This is a genomic window from Natrinema altunense, assembly GCF_000731985.1.
GTDB lineage: Archaea > Halobacteriota > Halobacteria > Halobacteriales > Natrialbaceae > Natrinema > Natrinema altunense.
In genome coordinates this window covers 1-22,557 of sequence record NZ_JNCS01000002.1, presented here as the reverse complement: position 1 = coordinate 22,557, position 22,557 = coordinate 1, and the positions used below count along the sequence as shown (strand labels likewise).

At 64.1% G+C, this 22,557-nt stretch carries 23 protein-coding genes; 16 read left to right on the top strand and 7 right to left on the bottom strand.

The annotated features are described in order from the left end of the window. Genes ALTAJ2_RS04380 through ALTAJ2_RS04340 form a run of 9 tightly spaced genes read left to right on the top strand, consistent with a single transcriptional unit; the run spans position 1 to position 9,282 of the window. The gene (locus ALTAJ2_RS04380; protein ID WP_049899765.1) at positions 1–1,122 is read left to right on the top strand and encodes a complex I subunit 1/NuoH family protein; all 1,122 of its coding nucleotides are present in this window, start codon (positions 1–3) and stop codon (positions 1,120–1,122) included. Then, a complete protein-coding gene (locus ALTAJ2_RS04375; RefSeq protein WP_006185423.1) occupies positions 1,119–1,580 on the top strand; it encodes a NuoI/complex I 23 kDa subunit family protein in 462 nt (153 codons plus the stop codon). Before ALTAJ2_RS04380 ends, ALTAJ2_RS04375 begins: the two co-directional genes overlap by 4 nt. 39 nt (positions 1,581–1,619) lie before the next feature. Continuing rightward, complete coding sequence (locus ALTAJ2_RS04370; RefSeq protein WP_006185424.1) at positions 1,620–1,892, top strand: NADH-quinone oxidoreductase subunit J; 273 nt, start codon at positions 1,620–1,622, stop codon at positions 1,890–1,892. Beyond that, a complete protein-coding gene (locus ALTAJ2_RS04365; RefSeq protein ID WP_007108024.1) occupies positions 1,889–2,326 on the top strand; it encodes a hypothetical protein in 438 nt (145 codons plus the stop codon). The genes ALTAJ2_RS04370 and ALTAJ2_RS04365 overlap by 4 nt, the downstream gene beginning before the upstream one ends. Then, on the top strand, positions 2,323–2,628 hold the full coding sequence (gene nuoK / locus ALTAJ2_RS04360; RefSeq protein ID WP_006181260.1) for an NADH-quinone oxidoreductase subunit NuoK: 306 nt from the start codon (positions 2,323–2,325) through the stop codon (positions 2,626–2,628). Before ALTAJ2_RS04365 ends, nuoK begins: the two co-directional genes overlap by 4 nt. A 1-nt stretch (position 2,629) precedes the next feature. Next, positions 2,630–4,678 (top strand): NADH-quinone oxidoreductase subunit L, encoded by a 2,049-nt coding sequence (gene nuoL / locus ALTAJ2_RS04355; protein WP_007108023.1) that lies wholly within the window; start codon positions 2,630–2,632, stop codon positions 4,676–4,678. Further along, positions 4,675–6,198: a complex I subunit 4 family protein gene (locus ALTAJ2_RS04350; RefSeq protein WP_007108022.1), complete on the top strand. Its 1,524-nt coding sequence runs from the start codon at positions 4,675–4,677 to the stop codon at positions 6,196–6,198. The genes nuoL and ALTAJ2_RS04350 overlap by 4 nt, the downstream gene beginning before the upstream one ends. Beyond that, entirely contained in the window at positions 6,198–7,736 is a 1,539-nt protein-coding gene (locus ALTAJ2_RS04345) for an NADH-quinone oxidoreductase subunit N (protein WP_007108021.1), read from the top strand. Before ALTAJ2_RS04350 ends, ALTAJ2_RS04345 begins: the two co-directional genes overlap by 1 nt. A 46-nt stretch (positions 7,737–7,782) precedes the next feature. Beyond that, positions 7,783–9,282 (top strand): DHH family phosphoesterase, encoded by a 1,500-nt coding sequence (locus tag ALTAJ2_RS04340; protein ID WP_007108020.1) that lies wholly within the window; start codon positions 7,783–7,785, stop codon positions 9,280–9,282. Positions 9,283–9,319: 37 nt separating this feature from the next. Here ALTAJ2_RS04340 and ALTAJ2_RS19100 read toward each other — a convergent pair whose 3' ends face one another. Continuing rightward, a complete protein-coding gene (locus ALTAJ2_RS19100; protein ID WP_144240217.1) occupies positions 9,320–9,937 on the bottom strand; it encodes a hypothetical protein in 618 nt (205 codons plus the stop codon). Positions 9,938–10,393: 456 nt separating this feature from the next. On the opposite strand from ALTAJ2_RS19100, the gene ALTAJ2_RS04330 reads away from it, so the two are divergent. The 3 genes from ALTAJ2_RS04330 (at position 10,394) to ALTAJ2_RS04320 (ending at position 12,552) form a co-directional block, all read left to right on the top strand. Continuing rightward, entirely contained in the window at positions 10,394–10,786 is a 393-nt protein-coding gene (locus tag ALTAJ2_RS04330) for a DUF4870 domain-containing protein (RefSeq protein ID WP_239647695.1), read from the top strand. A gap of 96 nt (positions 10,787–10,882) precedes the next feature. Further along, entirely contained in the window at positions 10,883–11,710 is an 828-nt protein-coding gene (locus ALTAJ2_RS04325; RefSeq protein ID WP_006185431.1) for a CBS domain-containing protein, read from the top strand. Positions 11,711–11,811: 101 nt separating this feature from the next. Beyond that, the gene (locus ALTAJ2_RS04320; protein WP_007108018.1) at positions 11,812–12,552 is read left to right on the top strand and encodes an NAD(P)-binding oxidoreductase; all 741 of its coding nucleotides are present in this window, start codon (positions 11,812–11,814) and stop codon (positions 12,550–12,552) included. A gap of 551 nt (positions 12,553–13,103) precedes the next feature. On the opposite strand, the gene ALTAJ2_RS04315 is transcribed toward ALTAJ2_RS04320, so the two are convergent. The 3 genes from ALTAJ2_RS04315 to ALTAJ2_RS04305 form a co-directional block, all read right to left on the bottom strand. Continuing rightward, positions 13,104–13,352, bottom strand: coding sequence for a DUF6684 family protein (locus ALTAJ2_RS04315; protein WP_007108016.1), 249 nt, complete (start codon positions 13,350–13,352; stop codon positions 13,104–13,106). Positions 13,353–13,401: 49 nt separating this feature from the next. Beyond that, positions 13,402–13,818, bottom strand: a complete 417-nt coding sequence (locus ALTAJ2_RS04310; protein ID WP_007108015.1) for a DUF7541 family protein — start codon at positions 13,816–13,818, stop codon at positions 13,402–13,404. Positions 13,819–14,005: 187 nt separating this feature from the next. Next, positions 14,006–15,070, bottom strand: coding sequence for a polyprenyl synthetase family protein (locus tag ALTAJ2_RS04305; RefSeq protein WP_007108014.1), 1,065 nt, complete (start codon positions 15,068–15,070; stop codon positions 14,006–14,008). A gap of 137 nt (positions 15,071–15,207) precedes the next feature. Here ALTAJ2_RS04305 and ALTAJ2_RS04300 point away from each other — a divergent pair, with 137 nt between their 5' ends. Together ALTAJ2_RS04300 and ALTAJ2_RS04295 are read left to right on the top strand one after the other, a co-directional pair. Beyond that, positions 15,208–16,518: a M20/M25/M40 family metallo-hydrolase gene (locus tag ALTAJ2_RS04300; protein ID WP_007108013.1), complete on the top strand. Its 1,311-nt coding sequence runs from the start codon at positions 15,208–15,210 to the stop codon at positions 16,516–16,518. Between the two features lie 78 nt (positions 16,519–16,596). Next, the gene (locus ALTAJ2_RS04295) at positions 16,597–17,409 is read left to right on the top strand and encodes an NAD(+)/NADH kinase (protein WP_049899756.1); all 813 of its coding nucleotides are present in this window, start codon (positions 16,597–16,599) and stop codon (positions 17,407–17,409) included. Between the two features lie 68 nt (positions 17,410–17,477). Here the strand turns inward: ALTAJ2_RS04295 and ALTAJ2_RS04290 are convergent, their stop codons facing one another. Together ALTAJ2_RS04290 and nth are read right to left on the bottom strand one after the other, a co-directional pair. Continuing rightward, positions 17,478–17,738, bottom strand: coding sequence for a hypothetical protein (locus tag ALTAJ2_RS04290; protein WP_007108011.1), 261 nt, complete (start codon positions 17,736–17,738; stop codon positions 17,478–17,480). Positions 17,739–17,839: 101 nt separating this feature from the next. After that, the gene (gene nth / locus ALTAJ2_RS04285; protein WP_007108010.1) at positions 17,840–18,523 is read right to left on the bottom strand and encodes an endonuclease III; all 684 of its coding nucleotides are present in this window, start codon (positions 18,521–18,523) and stop codon (positions 17,840–17,842) included. A gap of 216 nt (positions 18,524–18,739) precedes the next feature. On the opposite strand from nth, the gene mvaD reads away from it, so the two are divergent. Continuing rightward, positions 18,740–19,723 (top strand): phosphomevalonate decarboxylase MvaD, encoded by a 984-nt coding sequence (mvaD, locus tag ALTAJ2_RS04280; RefSeq protein WP_007108009.1) that lies wholly within the window; start codon positions 18,740–18,742, stop codon positions 19,721–19,723. Between the two features lie 220 nt (positions 19,724–19,943). Here mvaD and fen read toward each other — a convergent pair whose 3' ends face one another. Then, positions 19,944–20,921: a flap endonuclease-1 gene (gene fen, locus ALTAJ2_RS04275; protein WP_007108008.1), complete on the bottom strand. Its 978-nt coding sequence runs from the start codon at positions 20,919–20,921 to the stop codon at positions 19,944–19,946. Positions 20,922–21,497: 576 nt separating this feature from the next. Between fen and ALTAJ2_RS20030 the strand changes: the two genes are divergently transcribed. After that, entirely contained in the window at positions 21,498–21,752 is a 255-nt protein-coding gene (locus tag ALTAJ2_RS20030) for a cupin domain-containing protein (RefSeq protein WP_338041737.1), read from the top strand. The last annotated feature ends 805 nt before the right edge of the window (positions 21,753–22,557 follow it).

Here is a 22,557-nt window from a genome sequence, read left to right as displayed (position 1 = left end):
ATGACCGGTGGCCAGATCGCAGGCGCGGCCACGTTGCCGTCCGCACCGCCAGCGATGCCGCTGCAGGATACCGTCTTGCTCCCCGAACGGCTCGGCGAGCTGACCGGCCTCGACGGGTTCGGCCTCGGCGGCGAACTGCTCGCGACCTTCCTCGCGGCCTTCATCGTCGGCAACCTGATGCTCGCGATGACCGGCGTCGCGGGGCCGTGGGCCAAACGGAAGATCACCGCCGCCTTCACCGACCGGATCGCCGTGAACCGACTCGGACCGGCAGGGCTCTTCATTATCCTCGCCGACTCGGTGCGGCTCCTCTCGAAGGAACTCGTCATTCCGGAAAACGCGGATCGGCCGGCGTACGACCTCGCGCCGATCGTCGTCGCGTCGTCGGCGCTGCTCGGGTTCGCCGTCATTCCGATGGGCAGCGGGATTCACCTCGCTGACCCGGAAGTCGGGCTGGCGTACGTCTTCGCCGTCTCGGGGATCGCCAGCCTCGGGTTGGTGATGGCCGGCTACGCGTCGTCGAACAAGTACTCGCTGCTCGGCGGCCTCCGTGCGGTGGCACAGAACATCGCCTACGAGATCCCGCTGGTCATCACCGGGATGTCGATCGTGATCTTCGCCGGCACGCTGCAGCTAGGCGAAATCGTCTCGGCACAGGCGAAACCGCTGCTTACGATCGCGGGCATTTCGATTCCGTCGTGGTACGCGCTGGTCAACCCCTTCGCGTTCGTCCTCTTTCTGGTGGCGAACTTCGCGGAGGTCGGCCGCAACCCGTTCGACACGCCCGAGGCACCGACCGAGATCGTCGCGGGCTATCAAACCGAGTACTCCTCGGTCTACTTCGTCCTGATCTACCTCGGGGAGTTCCTCCATATCTTCCTCGGCGGGGCGATCATCGCGACGATCTTCCTCGGCGGCCCGGCCGGGCCCGGACCGGCGGCCCTCGGCATCGTCTGGTTTATCATCAAGATCTGGGCGGTGTTCTTCGCGACGCAGTGGCTGCGTTCGGCGGTTCCCCGCGTCCGGATCGACCAACTGATCGAGATCGGCTGGAAGGGCCTACTCGTCCTCTCCTTCGCCAATCTCGTCTTGACCGCGGTAATCGTGGGGCTGATAGCATGATCGGGATACTCAAATCGATGGCAACGACGATGAAACACGCACTGGACGGCTCTACCTTCACGGTGGAGTATCCGGAGACCGCACCCGACGTCTCGCCGCGATTCCGCGGCGTCCACAAGTTCAGTCAGGAACGGTGCATCTGGTGTCGCCAGTGCGAGAACGTCTGTCCGAACGATACGATCCAGATCGTCACGAACGATCAGCGACAGGGCGAACAGTACAACCTCCACATCGGGCAGTGTATCTACTGCCGGCTCTGCGAGGAGGTCTGTCCCGTCGACGCCATCCTGCTCACGGAGAACTTCGAGTTTACCGCGGACACGAAACACGACTTCGTCTACAACAAAGAGCAGCTGAAAGCAGTACCGTGGTACAAGGACATCGACCCGCTCGCCTCCCGCGAACCCGACCGGGACGCGTGGGTCGGTGAGGGCGACGGAGAGGTCGACTATCAGTAACGGGTCCGCCCGTCCCGCAAACGGGCACTACCAACAACCATGAACTACGAGCTGATCGCGTTCGCGCTGTTCGCCGTCGTAACGCTGGCCAGCGCGGTGGGTGTCGTGCTCATGCAGGACCCGTGGCATTCGGCGCTCCTGCTGGGCGTGGCGCTGCTCAGCGTGGCGGTCCACTACGTGATGCTGGCGGCGGAGTTCGTCGCCATGATGCAGGTCCTCGTCTACGTGGGCGGGGTCCTCGTCCTCATCACGTTCGCCGTCATGTTGACCCAGCGCGACGACACCGACGCAGACGAGGTGGTACAGGCATGACGACCGGTCCGAAACTCCGACTCGGCAAGACGCTGGTGCCGGGACTACTCGCCGTCGGACTGTTCGGTGTGATGGCATTGATCACGTTGAACACGGCTTTCGAGCCGATGACGACGGCCGCGGGTGCCGGCTTCCCCAGCGACGTCTCGATCACGGCCGAACTCGGCTACGCCCTGTTCGGCTTCGACGAACTGCAGACGATCGGCGGCACGGAACCGTTCCTCGCCGCCGTCTTGCTCGTCGCCGTCGCGCTCGACGCCGCGCTCGACGCCTCGCTCGTCCTCGCGAAACGCGAGGAGGGCGGCGAACCCGTGTCCGCGCTCTCGAGCACCGGCGAGGCCTCGAGCAGCGAGGGGCAGCCGCCGGCAGTCGCCGATGGCGGGAACCGCTCCGATGACGGCTTCCGAACCGAGACGGGAGGTGAGAACCGATGACCGTCGACGTGCAGTACTACGTGCTGCTGTCGATGGCAGTGTTCTGTATCGGGCTGTTCGGGGTACTGACGCGTCGCAACGCACTGTTGTTCCTGATGTCCGTCGAACTCATGCTGAACGCGGCCAACATCAATCTGATCGCGTTCGCGTTCTATCACGGCAACCTCACGGGGCAGTTGTTCGCGCTGTTTACGATGGCGCTCGCTGCCGCAGAGGTGGCCGTCGGACTGGGGATCATCTTGGTGCTGTACCGAAACTTCCGTGACGTCGACGTCACGGTTCCGACGACGATGAGGTGGTAAGATGGCAGCAACAGCAACAGGACCGTTCGGATTCGCACCGGCGATCGCAGTGTTCCCGCTCGTGGCGTTCGTGATCACGCTCGTCTTCGGGAGGCATCTGCCGAAGAAGGGAGCGCTCCCGGGCATCCTCGCCACGGCAGGCTCGCTCGTGGTCTCGGTGGTGATGTTCGCAGCGGTCGCGGGCGGCGGCGAGCATCACACGACGCTGTACGAGTGGACGTCCGGCGCTGCCACCAGCGAAACCATGGTCGAGGGGATCGAATTCACGTTCGGCATCCTGATCGATCCGCTCTCGGCGCTCATGCTCGTGATCGTTTCGCTGGTCGCCCTGCTCGTTCACGTCTTCAGTCTCGGCTACATGAACGCCGAAGGGGAGACCGGGCTTCGGCGCTACTACGCCGAACTCGGCCTCTTTACCTTCAGCATGCTCGCGTTCGTCTTCGCGGATAACCTGCTGATGGCGTTCATGTTCTTCGAGCTCGTCGGCCTCTGTTCGTACCTGCTGATCGGGTTCTGGTTCCGTACGGAATCGGCTCCCTCGGCCGCCAAGAAGGCGTTCCTGGTCACCCGCTTCGGTGACTACTTCTTCCTGATCGGCGTCGTCGCAATCGCGGCGACGTTCGGGACGGTCGGTTTCGCCGGCGAGGAGTCGTTCGTCACCGCCGCCGAGACGGCGATCGACGATGGAACGACCCTGTTCGGCTTCGACGCCGAGACCTGGGTGACGATCACCGGACTGCTCGTCCTCGGCGGCGTCCTCGGTAAGTCCGCCCAGTTCCCCTTCCACACCTGGCTGCCCGACGCCATGGAGGGCCCGACCACCGTCTCAGCGCTCATTCACGCGGCGACGATGGTCGCGGCCGGCGTCTATCTCGTCGCCCGGATGTTCGGGTACTACGCGCTTTCGCCGACCGCGCTGGCGATCATCGCCTTCGTCGGCGGCTTCACCGCCTTGTTTGCCGCGACGATGGCCGTCGTCAAAGACGACATCAAACAGGTGCTGGCGTACTCGACGATCAGCCAGTACGGGTACATGATGCTCGGACTCGGCGTCGGCGGCTACGTCGCCGGCGTCTTCCACCTCATGAACCACGCTTTCTTCAAGGCGCTCCTGTTCCTCGGTGCCGGTGCCGTCATCATCCTGATGCACCACGAACAGGACATGTGGGAGATGGGCGGTCTCAAAGACAAAGCGCCCGTCACCTACTACACCTTCCTCGCCGGCGCGCTCGCGCTCGCGGGGATCGTCCCGTTCTCGGGCTTCTGGTCGAAAGACGAGGTGCTGTTCGACGCCCTGGCAGTCGGGTTGGAGCAGCCGGTCATCCTCGCGGCCTACGCGATGGGGCTGCTCGCCGTGTTCTTCACCGGGTTCTACACGTTCCGGATGGTCTTCCTGACCTTCCACGGCGAGCCCCGGTCGGCGGCGGCCGAGGACCCACACTCGGTCGGCTGGGCCGTCAAGGTCCCGCTGCTCGCGCTCGGGACGCTCGCGACCGTCGCCGGCTTCGCGAACCTCGCGCCCGTCGCCGAACTGCTCCACGCCGACATCACCTTCCTCGAGTTCTGGCTGGACGGCAAGTACGGTGCCGTCGAAGGGCTAACCTACCACGCGTACCACGAAACGGTTGCCTTCGAGGAGGGCGTCATCGGGTCCGAGACGACGACGATGCTGCTGAGCGCAGGGCTCTCGCTCGGGCTCGCACTGGCCGGCGCGTTCACGGCTCACACGCTGTACAACGTGCCCGAACCGTCCCGCCACACGACGAAACTCGGCGGCGCGTACCGCGTCCTGAAGAGCAACTACTACCAGGACGAGTACCAGGTCTGGCTCGCGGAGGGCCTGACGCTGCCGCTGGCTCGAGCGGCCGATCGCTTCGACCAGACGGTCATCGACGGGGTCGTCAACGGGACGTCGACGATCAGCCTGTTCGGCAGCGATCGAGTGAAGCGGATACAGACGGGTATCGTGACTAACTACGCGGCGCTGTTGGTGGGCGGGTTCATCGGCTTACTGCTCGTCCTCGGCTATCTCGGAGGGTGGTTCGCATGATGATAGAAGCGCTTATCGCTGTCGCACTGGTCGGCGCGCTGGTGACGTTCGTCGCGCCGAATCGCATCGCCGGCAAGCTCGCGTTCGCCATCAGCCTCGTGCCGGCGGCGCTCAGCCTGTGGCTGTTCGCCGCCTTCGACGGCAGCGGAAACGCCTTACTCGACGGTGAGTTGGCGTTCGAATCGCAGACCGCGTGGCTCGAGATCGGCGATCACTCGGTCTCGTGGTTCGTCGGCCTCGACGGCATTAGCCTGCCGCTGGTGGTCCTGACGACGATCCTCTGTACGCTCGCGATCGTGAGCTCTTGGACCCCGATCGACGAACGAGAGTCCCAGTTCTACGGGCTCATCCTCTTCATCGAGGCGAGCCTGATCGGCGTCTTCTCGGCGCTCGATTTCTTCCTCTGGTTCGTCTTCTGGGAGGCGGTCCTGATCCCGATGTATCTGCTGATCGGGATCTGGGGCGGTCCGCGCCGGAAGTACGCCGCGATCAAGTTCTTCGTCTACACGAACGTGGCGTCGCTCGTGATGTTCGGGTCGTTCATCGCGCTCGTCTTCGGGCTCGGGGATTCGGTTACGTCCTTTGCCCTCCCCGAAATCGCGACGGCGATGCGAAACGGGGGGCTCGATGGGCTCTTCGGACTCGGTGGACCCGCCCTGGCATCGGTCGTCTTCGTCGGGATGTTCCTCGGGTTCGCGGTGAAGGTCCCGATCGTCCCCTTCCATACGTGGCTGCCGGACGCTCACGTGGAAGCGCCGACGCCGGCCTCCGTGCTGCTGGCGGGCGTCCTGCTGAAGATGGGGACCTACGCGCTGTTGCGGTTCAACTTCACGATGTTCCCGGACCAGGTCGAGACCTACGCGATTCCGATCGCCGCGATCGCCGTGATCAGCGTCATCTACGGCGCGATGCTGGCGCTCGCTCAGACCGACCTCAAGCGGATCGTCGCCTACTCGTCGGTCTCGTCGATGGGCTACGTCATCCTCGGACTGGTCGCGTACACCACGTTCGGCGTCGGCGGGGCGACCTTCCAGATGGTCTCCCACGGCCTGATCTCGGGACTGATGTTCATGGCCGTCGGCGTCATCTACAACGCGACTCACACGCGGATGGTCACCGACATGTCCGGGATGGCAGACCGGATGCCGATCGCGGTCGGAATCCTCATTGCCGGTGCGTTCGGCTACATGGGCCTGCCCCTGATGAGTGGGTTCTACGGCGAGTTCACGATCTTCTTCGGGACCTTCGGCTCCGAGCTGCTCGAGTACTCGCCGCTGTTTACTTCGTTGGCGATGTTCGGTATCGTCATCGTCGCGGGCTACCTGCTCTTTGCGCTCCAGCGGACGGTGTTCGGGCCGTATCGACTCGAAACTGACTACGAAGTGGGCCGCGCACCCGTCCACGACATCGCGTCGATGGGTGTCCTGCTGGGACTCATCATCCTTCTCGGTGTGGCCCCCGACCTGATCTTCGACATGATAACCGACGCAATCGAGCCGATCATCGGAGGTGGTCTCTGATGGCGGTTCTCGAACTTCCCGACTGGATGGCACTCGCCCCGGCGCTGATCCTGGCGGGGACGGCGCTCGTCCTGTTCCTGATAGACAGCATCGAGCCCCACTCGACGAACCGTACGCTACTGTCCGGCACCGCCGTCGCCGGCTCGCTATCGTCGCTGGCCGTCGCCGTCTGGTTCACCGTCGCCGGCGTCGGCGCGACGGGCATCGAGAACTACGGCGTGATCGACATCATGAACGGCCAGTTCGTCGTCGACCAACTGGCGCTGTACTTCATGATCATCATCGCGGTCGTCACGGCCCTCGTCACGGTCGCGAGCTACGACTACCTGCAGGACCACACCTACCAGGCCGAGTACTACTCGCTGGTCGTCCTCGCAGCGACCGGGATGTCGATGATGGCCGCCTCGAACAGCCTTGTGACGATCTTCATCGCCCTCGAGCTGACGAGTTTGCCGTCGTACGCGCTGGTCGCGATCCTGAAGGACAACCGCGGCAGCGTCGAAGCGGGGCTGAAGTACTTCCTGATCGGGGCGCTGTCGTCGGCGATCTTCGTCTACGGTGTCTCGCTGGTCTACGGTGCGACCGGCTCGCTGCAACTCACGCGTATCGCCACGGTTCTCGAGAGCGGCGACGGCGCCGTCGGCGAAATGGGCGGGCTCCTCGGACTCGGCATCCTCATGTTGATCGGCGGGGTCGCGTTCAAGACCGCGAGCGTGCCCTTCCACTTCTGGGCCCCCGAGGCCTACGAAGGCGCGCCCGCACCGATCTCGGCGTTTCTCTCCTCGGCCTCGAAGGCCGCCGGCTTCGTGCTCGCGTTCCGCGTGTTCACGACCGCGTTCCCGCTCGAGGCGACGACCGGCATCATCGGGGTCGACTGGACGCTGGTGTTTGCCATCCTCGCGATCGTCACGATGACGCTCGGGAACTTCGCGGCGGCGACCCAGGAGAACGTCAAGCGGATGCTCGCCTACTCCTCGATCGGCCACGCCGGCTACGTGCTGATCGGGCTCGCGGCCCTCTCGGCCGACGGCGGGGATCTCGTCATGGGCGCGGCTATGATGCACCTGCTGGTCTACGGCTTCATGAACACGGGCGCGTTCCTGTTCGTCGGGCTAGCCGAATACTGGGGCGTCGGGCGGACCTTCGAGGACTACAACGGCCTCGCCGAACGAGCGCCCTTCGCCTGCGGTGCGATGGCGGTCTTCATGTTCAGCCTCGCGGGCGTGCCACCGTTCAGCGGCTTCTGGAGCAAGTATCTCCTCTACACCGAACTCATCAACGCGGCGGCGGACAACACGGTCTTGCTCGTCCTCGCGGCCGCGCTGGTGATCAACAGCGCGCTCTCGCTGTACTACTACTCGCGGCTGGTCAAGGCGCTCTGGATCGAGGAGCCGCTTCTCGATCGCGACCGCCTCGCCCAGCCAACTGGCCTCTACGCGGCGGTTATCGCCGCGGCCGTCATGACCGTCGTCCTTCTGCCTGCGTTCGGCCCGGTCGCCGACGCCGCGCTCGAGGCGGCCGCCGCGGTCGTCGCCTGACGGCGACCCGGTAGCTTTTACTCGTCGCGGTCGCAAGCGGCGATACATGGTTTTTCGGCTCGTGCTCGGCTGCGGGACCGTCTGCCGACAGGTCATCGAACGACTGTCCGGGCACGATGGCGACCGACTGCTCGTCATTACTGCCGACGAGAGCGTCGTCGAGACGCTGCGTGACGAAAGCGTGCCGGCCCGCAGTGCCGATCCGGCCGACCCCGCCGCCATCGCGAACGTCGAGCCGCCGGACGTGATCTTCGTCGGCAGCGACCGCACCGACGTCAACCGGGCCGCACTCCGGGGGGCGCGGGATCGCTTCCCCGACGCGTCGATCGTGGCGTATCTGGGCGGGAACGCGACGGCGGCGGACCGCGACCGGTTCGATGAACTGGCGGACGGCGTCGTCGATCCGACGACCGCGCTCGCGGATCGTGTCCTCGACGGGACGGCCAGTCCGTCGGCCGAAGCCGCCATCGAACTCCGGGACCAACTCGCAAGCATCGACGGCCGGCTGGCGGTCATCGCCCACGACAACCCAGATCCGGACGCGCTCGCGAGTGCCGTCGCGCTCGTCGCTCTCGCGGAGTCGGTCGGCGTCGACGCCGACGCCTGTTACTTCGGCGAGATCTCCCATCAGGAGAACCGGGCGATGGTCAACCTCCTCGAGTTGAACCTGCGGAACATGGCCCCCGACGACTCGATCGCGGAGTATTCGGCGTTCGCACTGGTCGATCACTCCCGGCCCGGGGTCAACGACCAGCTTCCGGGGGACCTCCACGTCGACATCGTCATCGATCACCACCCGCCTCGCGGCCCCGTTCCCGGCGAGTTCGTCGACCTCCGTCAGGGCGCGGGTGCGACCAGCACCATCCTGACCGAGTACCTCGAGCAGTTCGATCTCGAGATCGACGCCGCGACGGCGACGGCGCTGCTGTACGGGATCCGGGTCGATACGAACGACTTCACTCGGGAGGTGTCACCGGCGGATTTCCGGGCGGCATCGGTGCTGTGGCCCCACGTCGACACGTCGCTCCTGCGTCGGATCGAACAGCCCTCGCTGGAGGGCGAGACCCTCGAGACGATCGCCCGCGCGATCAAGAACCGCATCCAGCGCGATTCGGTCGCCGTCGCCAGCGTCGGTCGGATCGGCGACCGGGACGCGTTGCCCCAGGCCGCCGATCAGTTACTCGCGATGGAGGGCGTCGACACGACGCTCGTCTTCGGCTTTGCCGACGAGATGGCGTTCCTGTCGGCCCGATCGCGGGCAGCGGACGTCGACTTGGGCGAGACGCTTCGGGACGCGTTCGACCCGATCGGCAGCGCCGGCGGCCACGCCGACATGGCCGGCGCGCAACTCGAGGTCGGCATCCTGGGCAGCGCCGACGACGAGGCGGAGATCGAGTCGATCGTCAGCGTCGTCGAGGAAGTGATCACGAACCGATTCCTCGAGGCGATCGAGACGCAGCCGGGGGTTCCGGTCGGGGCCTACACGCAGACCAGCGAGTGGCTGTTCACCCAGCGCGGCGAGTCGGAAGACGGCGAGTCGGTCTGACGCGATAGTTGGGGGTGTAGTATTAAGGGATATATTATTAGTTCACGACCTCCTCATCGAAGTTGAAGTATATCTCGGTATCCTTGCACGTTCGGCCTGAGCCCGAAGTCGGATCGTAATGACATATTTCACCTTCCACAAGGAAAACCAGTGGATCAAGCGAATCGACAGATCCAACGATTTCACCACTAATCGGACTGGTCGAATCACCGATGGAGACGCCTACCTCTGCATCACAGTCATCTATCGTCCCAGTAGCGCAAGCAACGTAACACGCACTAACTTCGAAATTACAGCCGCCATAGTGGCAGACATCGATTCCAACTTTGTATCCGGAAACTTTCACTTCTCCACCAAGGCAAAGCCCTGATTCCTGTGTGGAAACGTTATTCGCAACAGTGTCTTTGGGCTTGTGTTTTAGATCGTCGCTTGATCCGATTTCGTACCAATCTGGGGTTTGACTGTTATCCGTTACGAATCCGGAGTGGTTTTTCGAGTCCGAATTATCTGCTGCCGCGATAGCTGGAATGGCCAACGAACTGGCACTTGCGCCGCCAGCCAACCTCAGCACATTTCGTCGCGTTTGATTGGTCTTCTCATTTTGACCGTCATTTTTCGAACGATTCCTCATCTCTCGATTGCTTCTATCTGACATTGCGAATGAGTTTTTCACCCGACAGAACTGATATCTTTTTACTGTTGTCATTTACTGATTAAATTGTATTTTTAATACGTATTATTACTATTGAGAATATTGTGGGAGATAGGATCTATTTTAGCATCTTTTTGATCAGTGTCCTTCCATTGAGGATTTGATGTGTTTTCTGTGGGTTGTGGTATTGTATAAGGTATCGTACTACCGCACATAACTGATTGAATGTGTGGTTTTAGTTGATAATAGTGGCTTTAAATACGATCTACCTGCGAAAGAATTAACTTCGGAAATATAATTCAACTATCTATCGACTTCTCGAACAGACTCAACTATACGGTGTTCCAAATCAGATGGTATTATTACCTGAATTCGATCCATGATCTGAGTTATACGCTTTAATGTATCATAATCTATATCTGGGAAAAGGATTTATGCCTCGGTAAACGACATGAACATATGTCTACAGTGTCATCAACAGTCGATCCCGAGCGGGGAACGTGGTTAGGTGCGGGCGTACACCTTATTGGTCTATTTTTTTCGGTTCTCGGAGTGGCACTCGCGTATCTCGTCTCGAGTACCGATTTCGATAGACGGAACGCGAAAAACGCCTTGAATTGGCATATTCCGTTCTTTATCGCGTGGAACGGGAGCGCAGTCGTTGCATTCATCGGCGTCGGTCTCGCGTCCGCCGGATGGGTCGGGTCGGTCGTTTCTCGACTCTTGATACTGCTCGGGCTGTTCGGGCTACTGGTACTCGGTCTCGCCAATCTCGTCGTCTGCTTCGTGGCGACGAGTAAAGCGTTCAACGGAGAATCGTGGGAGTATCCCATCGTCCCCGAACTCGTTTGAGGAACTCCTCGGCACCTGAAGCCGGACGCAGGGTGCGCGACTCACGACCGGCCCCCGGAAGACACGCTTTTCCACGCGGGGGTCCTCGACCCATCCATGGAGGTCGTGTCGGACCGGACGAAGCCCACGGTCAAAGACTACATGACACGCGACGTAGCGACGGTCTCACCCGACGAGACCGTCGGCCAGGTCGCGACGCGGATCGCCGAGAGCGAGCAACACAGCGGCTTTCCCGTCTGCGATCGACGCCGCGTGGAGGGCTTCATCAGCGCCCGCGACTTGCTACTCGCCGAGGACGACGACCCGATTTTCAAAGTCATGGCGACGGAGCTGCTCGTCGCACATCCCGACATGAAGGTAAACGACGCTGCACGCGTCATCCTGCGGTCGGGCATCCAGAAGCTCCCGGTCGTCGACGACGCGGGCAACCTCGTCGGAATCATCTCCAATGCCGACGTCATCCGTAGCCAGATCGAACGCGCAACCCCCGAGAAGGTCGGGAAACTGATGCGAACCTTAGAGCAGATCCACGGGATCGAACTGACGGAGGAGCGCCGGACCGTCCCGCTCTCGGAGCTCACGCCCACGCAGGGTCGGGTCTACGCCGACGAACTCGAGGGGCGGCGCTACGAACTCGAGCGGGGATTGGCCGAGCCGCTGGTGGTTATCGACAACGGCGGCACGCTCCTGCTGGCCGACGGCCACCACCGCGTGCTGGCGGCCGATCGGTTGGAGATCGACGAGATGGACGCCTACGTCATCGTCATCGACCACGAAATCGAGCTGGGGATGGCTCGGACGGCCGACAAAGAGGGGCTAGAGCGGATCGACGACATCGATGTCGTCGATTACGCACGCCACCCGCTGGTTCAGACCACCAAACGGCTCCAATCCGACGACGGACGCGAAGGCGAAGCCGAGTAGGGGCTCGCCGGCCCGACGCGGCTACACAGTCACGACGGCCTGACAGTCGCCGCTCGCGAATGCTGGTGAGCGTTATCCGTGTCCGCACAGTAACTCGCTCGATGGCTGACTCACCGACACCCGACCGCGTCCTCGTCGCCGGTGCCAGCGGGGCGACCGGCGAGGAGTTGCTCTCCGTCCTCCGACCGACCGATCTCCCCGTTCGCGCGACCACGCGCTCGTACGCCAACGTCGACACGCTCGAGCGCCACGGTGCCGACGAGGTGGCCGTCGCGGATTTCTTCGAGTCGGCAGACGCCGTCGCTGCGGTCGAAGGCTGTGATATTGTCTACTGTGCGGTCGGAACGCCGCCGGGTCCGCGCCACGTGATCGGCGGCAAGTTGGTCGATCGAACCGGGGTCATCAACCTCGTCACTGCCGCCATCGGGGCCGATGTCTCCGTCTTCGTCCTCGAGAGCGCGATCGGCGTCGGCAACTCGAAAGGGTCGCTCTCGCTACCGACTCGCCTCCTGATTCGCGGCTCGTTGCGAGCGAAGCGCGACGCGGAGTCGGCGCTTCGCCGATCCGGACTGACGTATACGATCGTCCGACCCGGCAAACTGACGAGCGAGCCGCCGAGGGGCGATGTCGTGGTCGGTGCGGGCGGCGCTTCCGTCTCCGGATCGATCCCGCGGGCCGACGTGGCGCGAGTGATGGCCGCAGCGCCGTTCACACCGGGGGCACGCAACCGGACCGTCGAAATCGTCAGTCGCGACGGCATGTCGAACGCGCCGACCGACCGCGTCGATATCGATTGGGACGACGACCGCCTCACGACCGGCCACGAACACCGCCGGGCCTGACGACTCGCAGCGCGAGCGGCGGGAACGCGACTCGCAGGCCGCGCGATCACCCACGAAGCGCACGGCGAAGGCGGGACCGGTTCGCGACGGTATCGAAGGGAGCCTTCGCGGACCGGTACGGCTCGTACAGCGAGACCCTCGGACTGGCATGGGGTGCCAGCGTCCGAAGCGTGGCCGCACGTACGTACCGGATACCGGGCGACTACGACGCCCGTTCGTCGACCCACGAGCGAACGCTGACGACGAACCCGACCGTCAGTAACAGCACACCGACGGCACCGCCGTCGTCGACGGCGAGCATCACCGGCGAAACGGGGACGACGATCGAGCGGACGGTGATCGTCCCGAGTCGGTCCCGGGAAACGCTCTTGCCGGCCCGCGTCGTACTGCTGCACTGTTCCAGTGAGTTCCGATACGAGCGACTCCGGCCGGCGCATCTCCGAGAAAGAGCTGTTCTTGCTCCTACTGGTCGGAATCGCAGCCATGATGGCGGTGACCGGGTTCGTCCTCATCATCAACTGACTCAGGAGTCGGCGAGGGAGCGTTCCGGTCTATTCCTCGCCCGTGTCGCGTCGCGTTCGGTCGTCGGTTTCGATCGCGCGAGCCGCGACGTACGTCACGACCGCGAGCGCACCCATCGTCGCCAGGAGGATGGCGAACTGGAGCGTCGATTGGAGCGGGTCGACCCCCCACGGGTTGAACACCGCGAAGACTGCGACGAAGAACCCGATGATGAGAAACGGGATCACGTTGACCGCGAGGTCCAGGGCGATTTCAGCGTCGAAGGCGCGTCTGCTCATAGGGCTGGCGTGTCCGTCTCGAGCGGATCGGTCGACGGTCCGTTCCGGATCACGGGTCGACGCTGCCCCGTCCCCCGTCGGTCCGTCGGGACCGCACGAACCCGGTCCCGACGATCGTCACGATGCCGGCGAGGACGAGCGCGATGCCGCGACTCGTCAGCCCCGAAAGGGGCTCGAGGGGACCGATCGTGAACGTTCCGGTCCCGTGAGCCGCCAATCCCCCGCCGACGACGACGAACACGACGCCGAACTCGACCGCGAGCGCGAGCGGCCGCTCGACGTAGTCGGCGTCCGCGAGGATGCCGGCGACGCTCGCGGCGAACACTACGAGTCCGGCGACGGCGACGGGAAGCAGGCCGACGACGATACCGACCTCCGAACCCGTGAGCCCGACGGCGACGAGAACGGGCCACGGTTTCGCGGCGTCGGGCCGTTCGGCGGTCGCCCGTTTCGAGTGGTCTGCCATACCCGGGGTTCCACGTCGAGGGGGTAGTATTTGGCCCTACCCGTCGGCGTACGTGACGCTCATCGACGACGGAAAACGCGGCCGATCCGCTCTGGGATGGTCACCGCGGCCGCGTGCCTGTACGAGTCACGCGGGGATTCTACAGGCGGAGCAGGCCGAGTACCTCGGGGCTTGACCCCGAGGCGGTTCACTCGTCGCGTTCGATGACGAACTCCGTGAACTCCTCAAGCTTTCGGGTCGTCTCGGCGTCGAAGTCCAGTCCGTCGATCGCACCACGAGCCTGGGCCGCCAGTTCGAGGGCTTGCTCGCGCGCGTACTCGATACTGCCGGCCGCTGTGAGTATCTCGAAGGCCTCGAGGATCTCGTCGTCGGTGTTGTCCTCGGTCTCGAGGATTTCCTGGAGCCGTCGGGCGCGTTCAGGTTCGCTCTCCTGGATCGCGTGGATGACCATGAGCGTCGTCTTGCCCTCGCGGATGTCGTTGCCGAACTCCTTGCCGAACTCGCCGGCCTGGCCGAGCGAGTGCTCGATGTCCAGGATGTCGTCGCCGATCTGGAAGGCGACCGCGGTCAGTTCCGCGTACTCGGCGACGGCCCGCTCGACGTCGGGTGGCTGATCGGTGATGATCGCGGCGAGGCGGGCCACGATCCGGCCGAGACAGCCGGTCTTGCACGCACACATCTCGAGGTACTGGTCGGTGGTGATTCGAACCTCGCGTTCGTTGTGCCAGCAGATGTCCATCCCCTGCCCGAGGTGCGTGCGGTTGAGTTCGTGCATCAGCATCTCGTAGGCGGCCAGTCGGCGGTCGGCCGGAAGCCCGGCGGGGTCCTGTGTGAGGATCTTCAGGGGTAAGAAGTACATCGCGTTGCCGGCGTTGAGTGCGATATCGCGCCCGTAGACGCGGTGGAGTGCCGGCTCGCCGCGTCGAATCGTCGCCCCGTCTTCGACGTCGTCGACGATGATCGTCCCGTTGTGCAGAATCTCCGGAATACAGGCGTACGGCAAGTACTCCGCCGGGTCCTCGCCGAACTCCTCGATGAAGACGAGAAAGAGCACTGCGCGCCACCGTTTCCCGCCGCGGTCGAGGAGATCCCACAGCGGCGTCGCTAACGCGCGCTGGATACCGGTCGGATCGTACTCGTAGGTGGGCGTACCGAAGAAAGACTCGAGGTAGTCGGTGTCGATCTCTCGTGGGACCAGGTCGGCGATCGCCTCGTCGACGGCCGGCCGCCAGTCGGCAAGCGTCTCCCGCATATCGAGTTCGAGAGCGAGCGGAGTAAAAAAGATTCGCAGTTTGTCGTGTCAACGAGTGGTACCAACCAACGTATCGGGCCGACGGGCCGACCCGGGCGAGCGATACAGTTACCAGCCCGTCGGCCCACGGTCCACTCATGTCCGACTGGATCGGAACCGTCTTTCGGAGCGATGCGGGTTGGAATCACCTCGAAGGACTGGTCGATATCGGCAACCGGATGGCCGGCAGCGAGGGCGAACGGGAGGCCGCCGAACTGACGCGGGACGCGCTGGCCGATGCCGGCGCGCGAAACGCCCGGCTCGAGCCCTTCGAGATACAGGGTTGGACGCGGGAAGACAGTGCGATTACGGCCGGCGACACGACCCAGGACTGTATCGCGCTGCCGCGCAGTCCCGACGACCGCGTCGTCGCGCCGCTGATCGATCTCGGCTACGGACTCCCCGCCGACTTCGAGGAGACCGACGTCGAGGACGCGATCGTCATGGTCCGCAGCGACGTTCCGGACTACTACGACCGGTACATCCATCGCCGGGAGAAATATCATCACGCGGTCGAGCAGGGGGCGATCGGGTTCGTCTACCGCAATCACGTCGAGGGTTGTCTCCCACCGACCGGGAGCGTCGGCTGGCACGACGAGCCGATCGGTCCGATTCCGGCCGTCGGCGTCTCGAGCGAGGTCGGCTCGCGGCTCGGCCGTCGGTTCGACGGCGAATCGATTACGGTTGCCGTCGAGGCCACTATCCAGCCCGCGGAAAGCCAGAACGTCCACGCTGAACTCGGCCCCGACACCGACGAGCGCGTCCTCGTGACGAGCCACGTCGACGCCCACGATATCGCGGAGGGGGCGATGGACAACGGTGCCGGCACCGCGATGATCGTCGAGATCGCGACCGCGCTCGCCGCTCGCGAGGACGATCTCGAGACTCGCGTCGAGTTCGTCGGCTTCGGGGCCGAAGAGGTCGGCCTCCTCGGCTCGCGGCGGTACGCCGAGCGGGCGGATCACGACGCGATCGAGGCGGTCGTCAACAGCGACGGCGTCGTCCGCGACCGGACGCTCTCGATCGTTACGCACGGGTTCGACGCCCTGGCCGACGCCGCAGACGAGGTCGCGGACCGGTACGATCACCCGATCGGAACCGTCCCCAAACTCGGCCCCCACAGCGATCACTGGTCGTTCGTCAAGTGGGGCGTCCCGGGCTGTCACGTCAAATCGATGTCGGACGGCGCGGGACGGGGGTGGGGCCATACCTTCGCCGACACCATCGAGAAGCTCGAGCCCCGGACCCTGCGCGAACAGGCGATCCTCCTGACCGACTACGTCGTGGCACTCGCTCGCGAGGACGTGACCGTCGCTCGTCGCGATCGCGAGGAGATCGCGGCCGACCTCGAGTCCCAGGACCTCACCGAAGGCATGCGGATCACCGGCGACTGGCCGTACGACGACTGAGACACAGTCGGGACGATCGACTGCCGGGACGCGTTCGACAACCGTACGCTTTTGAGCGGGCCGTGTGAACTGACGGCCATGAATGCCGCGTGGGACGGGGACGACTCCCCCGTCGTCGGCGTCGTCGATGCCGAGACGGATGCGATCGACGCCATCGAAATCGATACGGCCCTCGAGTCGGCGGTGGCCGACGCCGACGGGACGATCACGAGCGGCACGCTCGAGAGCGTTCTCGCGGCGGAGCCGTCGGTGCTGGTGACGGGCGGCGAGGCGACGCTGTCGGCCGTCGCTCGCGCCGGCGTCGATATCCCCGTAGTCCCGGTCGGCCCGCTCACCGGGATCGAATCGGTCGACCGCCGGCGGCTTCCCGCCGCGCTCGAGGCCGCCCTCGACGGGCGCGCCGTCCGTCGCGAACGCCCCGTTTTGGGGGTCGTCCTCGAGCCGGCGGACGGCGACGAGCGGCACGCGTCCACGATCCGAGAGCGCGCCCTGTTCGACGTGACGCTCATCACCGACGAACCCGCCCGAATCTCCGAGTACAGTCTCCGGGATCGAGGGTCGGACGTCGCGACCTTTCGCGCCGACGGCGTCGTGGCGGCGACGCCCGCCGGGAGCCACGGTTACGCGAGCGCGGTCGACGCACCTCAGCTCTCGCCGGCCGTCGACGCCGTCGCGGTCGCCCCGATCGGCCCGTTCGTCACCCAGACCAGACGGTGGGTCCTGCCACCTGATGCGCTGACGTTCGCGGTCGAGCGCGAGGAAGGCGACGCGAGTCTCGTCGTCGACGGCCGCTCGGTCGGGGCGGTCACCGTCGACTCGCGGGTCAGCGTCTCCTCCGCCGGCTCGCTCACGATGCTGGCCGTTCCGGACGTGCGACTCGAGAGCGCGTAGGCGCGTGGAAAAAGCGGCGTCGGCTCGAGATTAGGTGGTCGGAGAAGCCGCCCGCCGCTGGGACTCGGTTAGCTGTTGTACGGCTCCTCGTCCCGATGGTGATCCGGGTTCGCGTTCTCGAGGGCGTCGTCTTCCCGATCGACGGAGCCCTCGTCGATGTCCTGCTTGCGCTCCGCTTCGGCCTGCCGCTCCCGGGCGTCCTTCTCTTCCTCGGTGAGTCCCTCCTCGTCCCGGGCCGCTTCGGGATCGGTCTGCTCCCGTGCGAGTTGGACATCGCGCCCGTGTTCGTCCTTGTCGGTCGCCTCGCGCTCGTCGGTGTTCTCGGACATAGTACTCCCACGTGCGGGTATCCGCGGTCGCCGAAAAGACGTTGGGCTTGCGACAGTCGGCGTGTCAGAAATAGCGGCTCGCTACCCCCGCTATACGCCGGTTACCAGGGGTCGCCGGAGGCGAGATCGATCTCGCTGTCGCCCTTTGCAGACGGGCAGCGATCCGCCAGCACGCAGTCACCACAGTCGGGGTTCTGTGCCGTACAGGTCGCTCGACCGTGATCGATGCAGAGGTGCGTAAACTCCTGCCAACTGTCCTCGGGCACGATTTCCATCAGATCCTCCTCGATGCGGTCGGGGTACTCCTCCTCGGTCAGCCCGAGCCGACGCGAGAGCCGTTGGACGTGCGTGTCGACGACGATCCCCTCGACGATGTCGTGGCCGTGCTGGAGGACGACGTTCGCCGTCTTCCGGCCGACGCCCGAAAGGTCGGTCAGTTCGGCCATCGTATCCGGCACCTCGCCGTCGTGGTCCTCGAGGATCGACTCGCAGGCGCTCCGGATGTACTTGGCCTTGTTGTTGTAGTAGGTGATCGAGTTCAGATCCGCGGCGAGTTCGTCCTGCTCCGCGGTGGCGTAGTCCTCGGCCCCATCGTACTTCTCGAAGAGGTGTTCCGTCTCCTGGTTCACCCGTTCGTCCGTACACTGCGCCGAGAGGATTACCGCGATCAGTAACTCGAGGCGATTCGAGTACCGCAGCGAAATCGCCGACTCGGGATACTCCGCCTCGAGACGATCGATGACCGTCTCGGCTTGCGCCTGCGTGGTTTCGCGTGGGGTTCCCATAGGAGGGTGGTGGGAACCGGTTCGGTTTAGCGTTCGGGTTCCGGATCGGGGGCACAGCCGGGCGGACACGATCCGCTCCCGGCGTTCGGCCCGCGACTCGAGCGACGGACGTGGACGGTACCGGCAGTGGCCGTTCCGGCCGCGAGTCGGTCCGGTCCCGAAGCCGGTCGGCCGGATGCCGTGAGCTTTAAGCGGGCTTCAACCACCTATGTGCGTATGAAAGCCACGGCGATGGCCCACCCCATTCAGGGGCTGGTCAAGTATCACGGGATGCGCGACGATATCGAGCGACTCCCCTACCACGACAGTATCAGCGTCTGTACGGCCCCCAGCCACACGCGAACGACCGTCGAGTTCTCGATGGACCACGAGGAGGACACCTTCATCGTCGACGGCGAGGAACTCGACGGGCGCGCGTACGAGCGGGTCGAAGCCGTCGTCGAGAAGGCCCGTTCGAAGTCCGACGCCGCACACACGGTGTATCCGGTTCGCCTCGAGAGTGAGAACAGCTTCCCGACCAACGTCGGACTGGGATCGTCCTCTTCCGGCTTTGCGGCCGCGGCGATGGCCCTGGCCGAGGCGGCCGAACTCGACGCGTCGAAGGGCGAGATCTCAACGATCGCTCGGGTCGGGTCGGCTTCGGCTGCGCGAGCGGTCACCGGTGCCTTCTCGCATCTCCGTACCGGGATGAACGACGAGGACTGTCGCTCCGAGCGAGTCCCCTCGAATCTCCACGAGGACCTCAAGATCGTCGTCGGCCTCGTCCCCTACCACAAGGAGACCGAGGATGCCCACCGCGAGGCCGCCGACAGTCACATGTTCCAGGCCCGCAACGCCCACATCCACGAACAGATCGCGAAGATGCGCGACTCCCTGCGCAACGACGACTTCGAGGGCGTCTTCGAACGCGCCGAACGCGACTCGCTGTCGCTGGCCGCGACGACCATGACCGGCCCCTCGGGGTGGGTCTACTGGCAGCCGGCCACGCTCGCGGTCTTCAACACAGTCCGCGAACTCCGCGAGGAGGAGGACGTTCCCGTCTACTTCTCGACGGACACCGGAGCCAGTGTCTACGTCAACACCACCGAGGAACACGCCGAGGAAGTCGAGGAGGCCGTCGCCGACTGTGGCGTCTCCACCACCGTTTGGGACGTCGGCGGCCCCGCTCGACTGTTGGACGAAGACGACCACTTGTTCTGAGACGGAGTTTTACTCTCCGGGCCGCCTTCGGCGGCCCGCGGCAACAATTCGATTGAAAACACTCTGCTCTCCATTCCCCACTTCAGCCGCTTCACATCGGTCGTCGGTCCGCTCGCTCCCTGTCGTCGTTCGCGGTTACCGATCCGACCAACGCCCGTTCTCCCCCGAGTCACGCGATCAGCCGCGGACTGCGGCCAGCCGTGAGACGACCGACAAGGGCCTACGTCCAGCGGTCCAGCCCCGTCTGCGTGACGCTCTCCTCGATGCGCTCGAAGCCGCGTTCGACCTCCCCGGCGTCGACGCCCCACTCGTCGGTCACGTACGTCTTCGCGCCCTCGAGATCCGGGTCGATAGTCGACTCGAACTCGTAGTCGTCGGTCACGTCGGGATCGCGGAACAGCTGTCGGACGCGGTCGCCGTGTTCGACGTGGTCGCCCCGCGCCTCGAGCGCGCTCCAGAGGTCGCCGTGTTCGGTGATCGCCGAAATCGCCGTCTTCGGGCCGATACCGGAGACGCCCTCGTTGAAGTCCGTCCCGATGAGGATCGCCGCGTCGATGAGTTGTTCGAGGGTCAGGTCGTGCTGTGCGAGAGTCGCCTCGAGATCCATCAGTTCGGGGTCGCCCTTGCTCGTCAGCTGGCGCAGCGTCAGCGGCGCGCCGAAGAGCAGGGCGTCGTAGTCCTCGGAGCCGACGTAGTCGGCGTCGCCGCGCTTGACCATGTGGGCGGCCTGGGCCTCGCCCTCCGCGGGCGCTTCGACGATCGGCACGTCGAGCAATCGGAGGAGGTCGCGGCTGGTCTCCTGGATCGTCGGCGTCAGCCGCTGGGTTCGGGACTCGAGTTGGGCGATGGCGACCGCGTCGCCCTCCTCGCGGGCGGTCTCGAGCTGTTCTTCGTAGCTGCGGCGCTGTTCGCGCCGGGACTCGATCTCGTCGTCTTTGAGGTCGGAGGGGCCGCCGTCGAAGACCATCACCGGCGTGATGTCGTGTTCGAAGAACTTCGGCAGTCCCTGTACGATCCCGACGAGGTTGGCGACCTCGGTCCCGTCCGCGGTCGTGTACTTGCTGCTGTCGGTCCACTTGACGGTCGTCGTCAGATAGCGATAGAGCCAGTTGTGCGCGTCGACGGCGACGACACCCTCGACGTCTTCGAAAGGAATCTCCTCGATCGCGGCGATGTCCCGGAGTGCGGCGTTTCCCATTGGCGGTCTTTGGGTCGACTGGGATTTGAATCGTTGGCTTCCAGGCGAGAATGGGGGCCACGATTCGACTGCCGATCGGTATACGCTGCAGTGATACTGTGCCGGTCGAGTCACGAGTACAGCATCCGATCCGGTACCCGAACGTCCTATAGTAGCAACTGAAACGGTTTACACACTGATCGCAACGCTGTCGTGCGATCTGGCGTGCAATGACTTTCAGTTGCTACTATAAACTCACCGAGTCGTTCAGTTGACCCGAAATTCCGTTCCGAAGTCGAGGGCTATTCACTCGGTTACTCAAAACACGGCCTCGGCGTGAAAATGCCACCACTTCACATGGGACGGACCCGTAGTCGTACTCGAGTGGTTACGACACCATTCTTCCCGCTTCCACCGACCGGCGGCTGTGACGGATCGTCGCCGGCCTCTACCAAATCCATGAAAGTACCGAAAGAAGACATCCCGGCTAGAATCGACAGCCCGGACGCTATCGCTCGCCACCAACCGGACTTCGGAGACGCAACCGACTACGAAACCATCGCTGCGGAATAGTTCACGCTCACCGAAGGGACCGACATCGCACCACTCCTCGAGGGACTGGAAAACGACCATTGCCAGTCGCCTCACTGGGGATACGTGGTAAGCGGTGAGCTGACCGTCACCTACACCGACGGTAGCGAAGAAGTAGACGAGGGCGGCGACATGTTCTACTGGCCACCGGGGCATACTATCCGGGCCGAGGAGGACACCGACTTCGTTCTATTTAGCCCGCAACACGAACACGGGGAAGTCATCGATCACATTCGAAACAAAATGCAGGAAAGCGCGTGAGGCCACTCGGCCACACCGGAGTATCGCTTATAGGCTGAACAGGCGCAATACCACGCCGTTCACGGTGTGGATACGAGCCGTTACTTGTCGTAACAACTCACCGTTCAAACGCCACCCCCGAGTTTCCCATGGTGCTGGTTAAGTGGCAGGCGACCGACTGTAGAGTCGGAATCGGTCGGAACGGATCGGATTCCGAACCGTCCTTCGGAGGCGGCCTGTCCGCCCACGAAACGAGGCAGTATCCGGAACGGCAGTCGGTGAACGCACATTCCAGAAGAGTGTGTCTGTGCTGACTGTTCAAAGCGAGCACCACGATACCCCCGACTCTGCTGACACCTGCCGGCGTCCCGCTGGCAAAAACAACACCGGGACGCCACACACGGTCGAGGATAGGGGTAACGGCGGTTTGGCACCGCCAGCAGTCCACCAGTTCGATGTGTGGGACTACCCGTGCCCGAAAGGACTGGGAGCCCGGTGACTGGACTGCGAACCTGAAACTCCTACCGCTCGGGATTCCTCCGCGTTTACCCGGAGGAGGATGTCAAGGCATATTCTGTTCGAGATTAGCGATTCGGGACACACCTTCCGTCCAGCCACCGAACAGGGGATCGTCCCCATCGTGTCGGCCTCATCCCACGGTTAAAGCCGTGGGATTTCGCCTTGAACAACTGTAACTCCTGTCGTGTCGGAAACGTCTGACGTGACCGTCGGGTTGCCGAGTCCTCGTTTTAACTTTTGTAGGCTAAGTCCCCGTCCTCAAGGAGCAACGCAGACCGAAGGTCGAGTAGCGCAGTAGGGTGGGGAG

Excerpts from the sequence above, each read along its gene's own strand:
- ALTAJ2_RS04380 (WP_049899765.1), top strand. The coding sequence starts at position 1 with ATGACCGGTGGCCAGATCGCAGGCGCGGCCACGTTGCCGTCCGCACCG.
- ALTAJ2_RS04375 (WP_006185423.1), top strand. The coding sequence starts at position 1,119 with ATGATCGGGATACTCAAATCGATGGCAACGACGATGAAACACGCACTG.
- ALTAJ2_RS04370 (WP_006185424.1), top strand. The coding sequence starts at position 1,620 with ATGAACTACGAGCTGATCGCGTTCGCGCTGTTCGCCGTCGTAACGCTG.
- ALTAJ2_RS04365 (WP_007108024.1), top strand. The coding sequence starts at position 1,889 with ATGACGACCGGTCCGAAACTCCGACTCGGCAAGACGCTGGTGCCGGGA.
- nuoK (WP_006181260.1), top strand. The coding sequence starts at position 2,323 with ATGACCGTCGACGTGCAGTACTACGTGCTGCTGTCGATGGCAGTGTTC.
- nuoL (WP_007108023.1), top strand. The coding sequence starts at position 2,630 with ATGGCAGCAACAGCAACAGGACCGTTCGGATTCGCACCGGCGATCGCA.
- ALTAJ2_RS04350 (WP_007108022.1), top strand. The coding sequence starts at position 4,675 with ATGATGATAGAAGCGCTTATCGCTGTCGCACTGGTCGGCGCGCTGGTG.
- ALTAJ2_RS04345 (WP_007108021.1), top strand. The coding sequence starts at position 6,198 with ATGGCGGTTCTCGAACTTCCCGACTGGATGGCACTCGCCCCGGCGCTG.
- ALTAJ2_RS04340 (WP_007108020.1), top strand. The coding sequence starts at position 7,783 with ATGGTTTTTCGGCTCGTGCTCGGCTGCGGGACCGTCTGCCGACAGGTC.
- ALTAJ2_RS19100 (WP_144240217.1), bottom strand. The coding sequence starts at position 9,937 with ATGTCAGATAGAAGCAATCGAGAGATGAGGAATCGTTCGAAAAATGAC.
- ALTAJ2_RS04330 (WP_239647695.1), top strand. The coding sequence starts at position 10,394 with ATGTCTACAGTGTCATCAACAGTCGATCCCGAGCGGGGAACGTGGTTA.
- ALTAJ2_RS04325 (WP_006185431.1), top strand. The coding sequence starts at position 10,883 with ATGGAGGTCGTGTCGGACCGGACGAAGCCCACGGTCAAAGACTACATG.
- ALTAJ2_RS04320 (WP_007108018.1), top strand. The coding sequence starts at position 11,812 with ATGGCTGACTCACCGACACCCGACCGCGTCCTCGTCGCCGGTGCCAGC.
- ALTAJ2_RS04315 (WP_007108016.1), bottom strand. The coding sequence starts at position 13,352 with ATGAGCAGACGCGCCTTCGACGCTGAAATCGCCCTGGACCTCGCGGTC.
- ALTAJ2_RS04310 (WP_007108015.1), bottom strand. The coding sequence starts at position 13,818 with ATGGCAGACCACTCGAAACGGGCGACCGCCGAACGGCCCGACGCCGCG.
- ALTAJ2_RS04305 (WP_007108014.1), bottom strand. The coding sequence starts at position 15,070 with ATGCGGGAGACGCTTGCCGACTGGCGGCCGGCCGTCGACGAGGCGATC.
- ALTAJ2_RS04300 (WP_007108013.1), top strand. The coding sequence starts at position 15,208 with ATGTCCGACTGGATCGGAACCGTCTTTCGGAGCGATGCGGGTTGGAAT.
- ALTAJ2_RS04295 (WP_049899756.1), top strand. The coding sequence starts at position 16,597 with ATGAATGCCGCGTGGGACGGGGACGACTCCCCCGTCGTCGGCGTCGTC.
- ALTAJ2_RS04290 (WP_007108011.1), bottom strand. The coding sequence starts at position 17,738 with ATGTCCGAGAACACCGACGAGCGCGAGGCGACCGACAAGGACGAACAC.
- nth (WP_007108010.1), bottom strand. The coding sequence starts at position 18,523 with ATGGGAACCCCACGCGAAACCACGCAGGCGCAAGCCGAGACGGTCATC.
- mvaD (WP_007108009.1), top strand. The coding sequence starts at position 18,740 with ATGAAAGCCACGGCGATGGCCCACCCCATTCAGGGGCTGGTCAAGTAT.
- fen (WP_007108008.1), bottom strand. The coding sequence starts at position 20,921 with ATGGGAAACGCCGCACTCCGGGACATCGCCGCGATCGAGGAGATTCCT.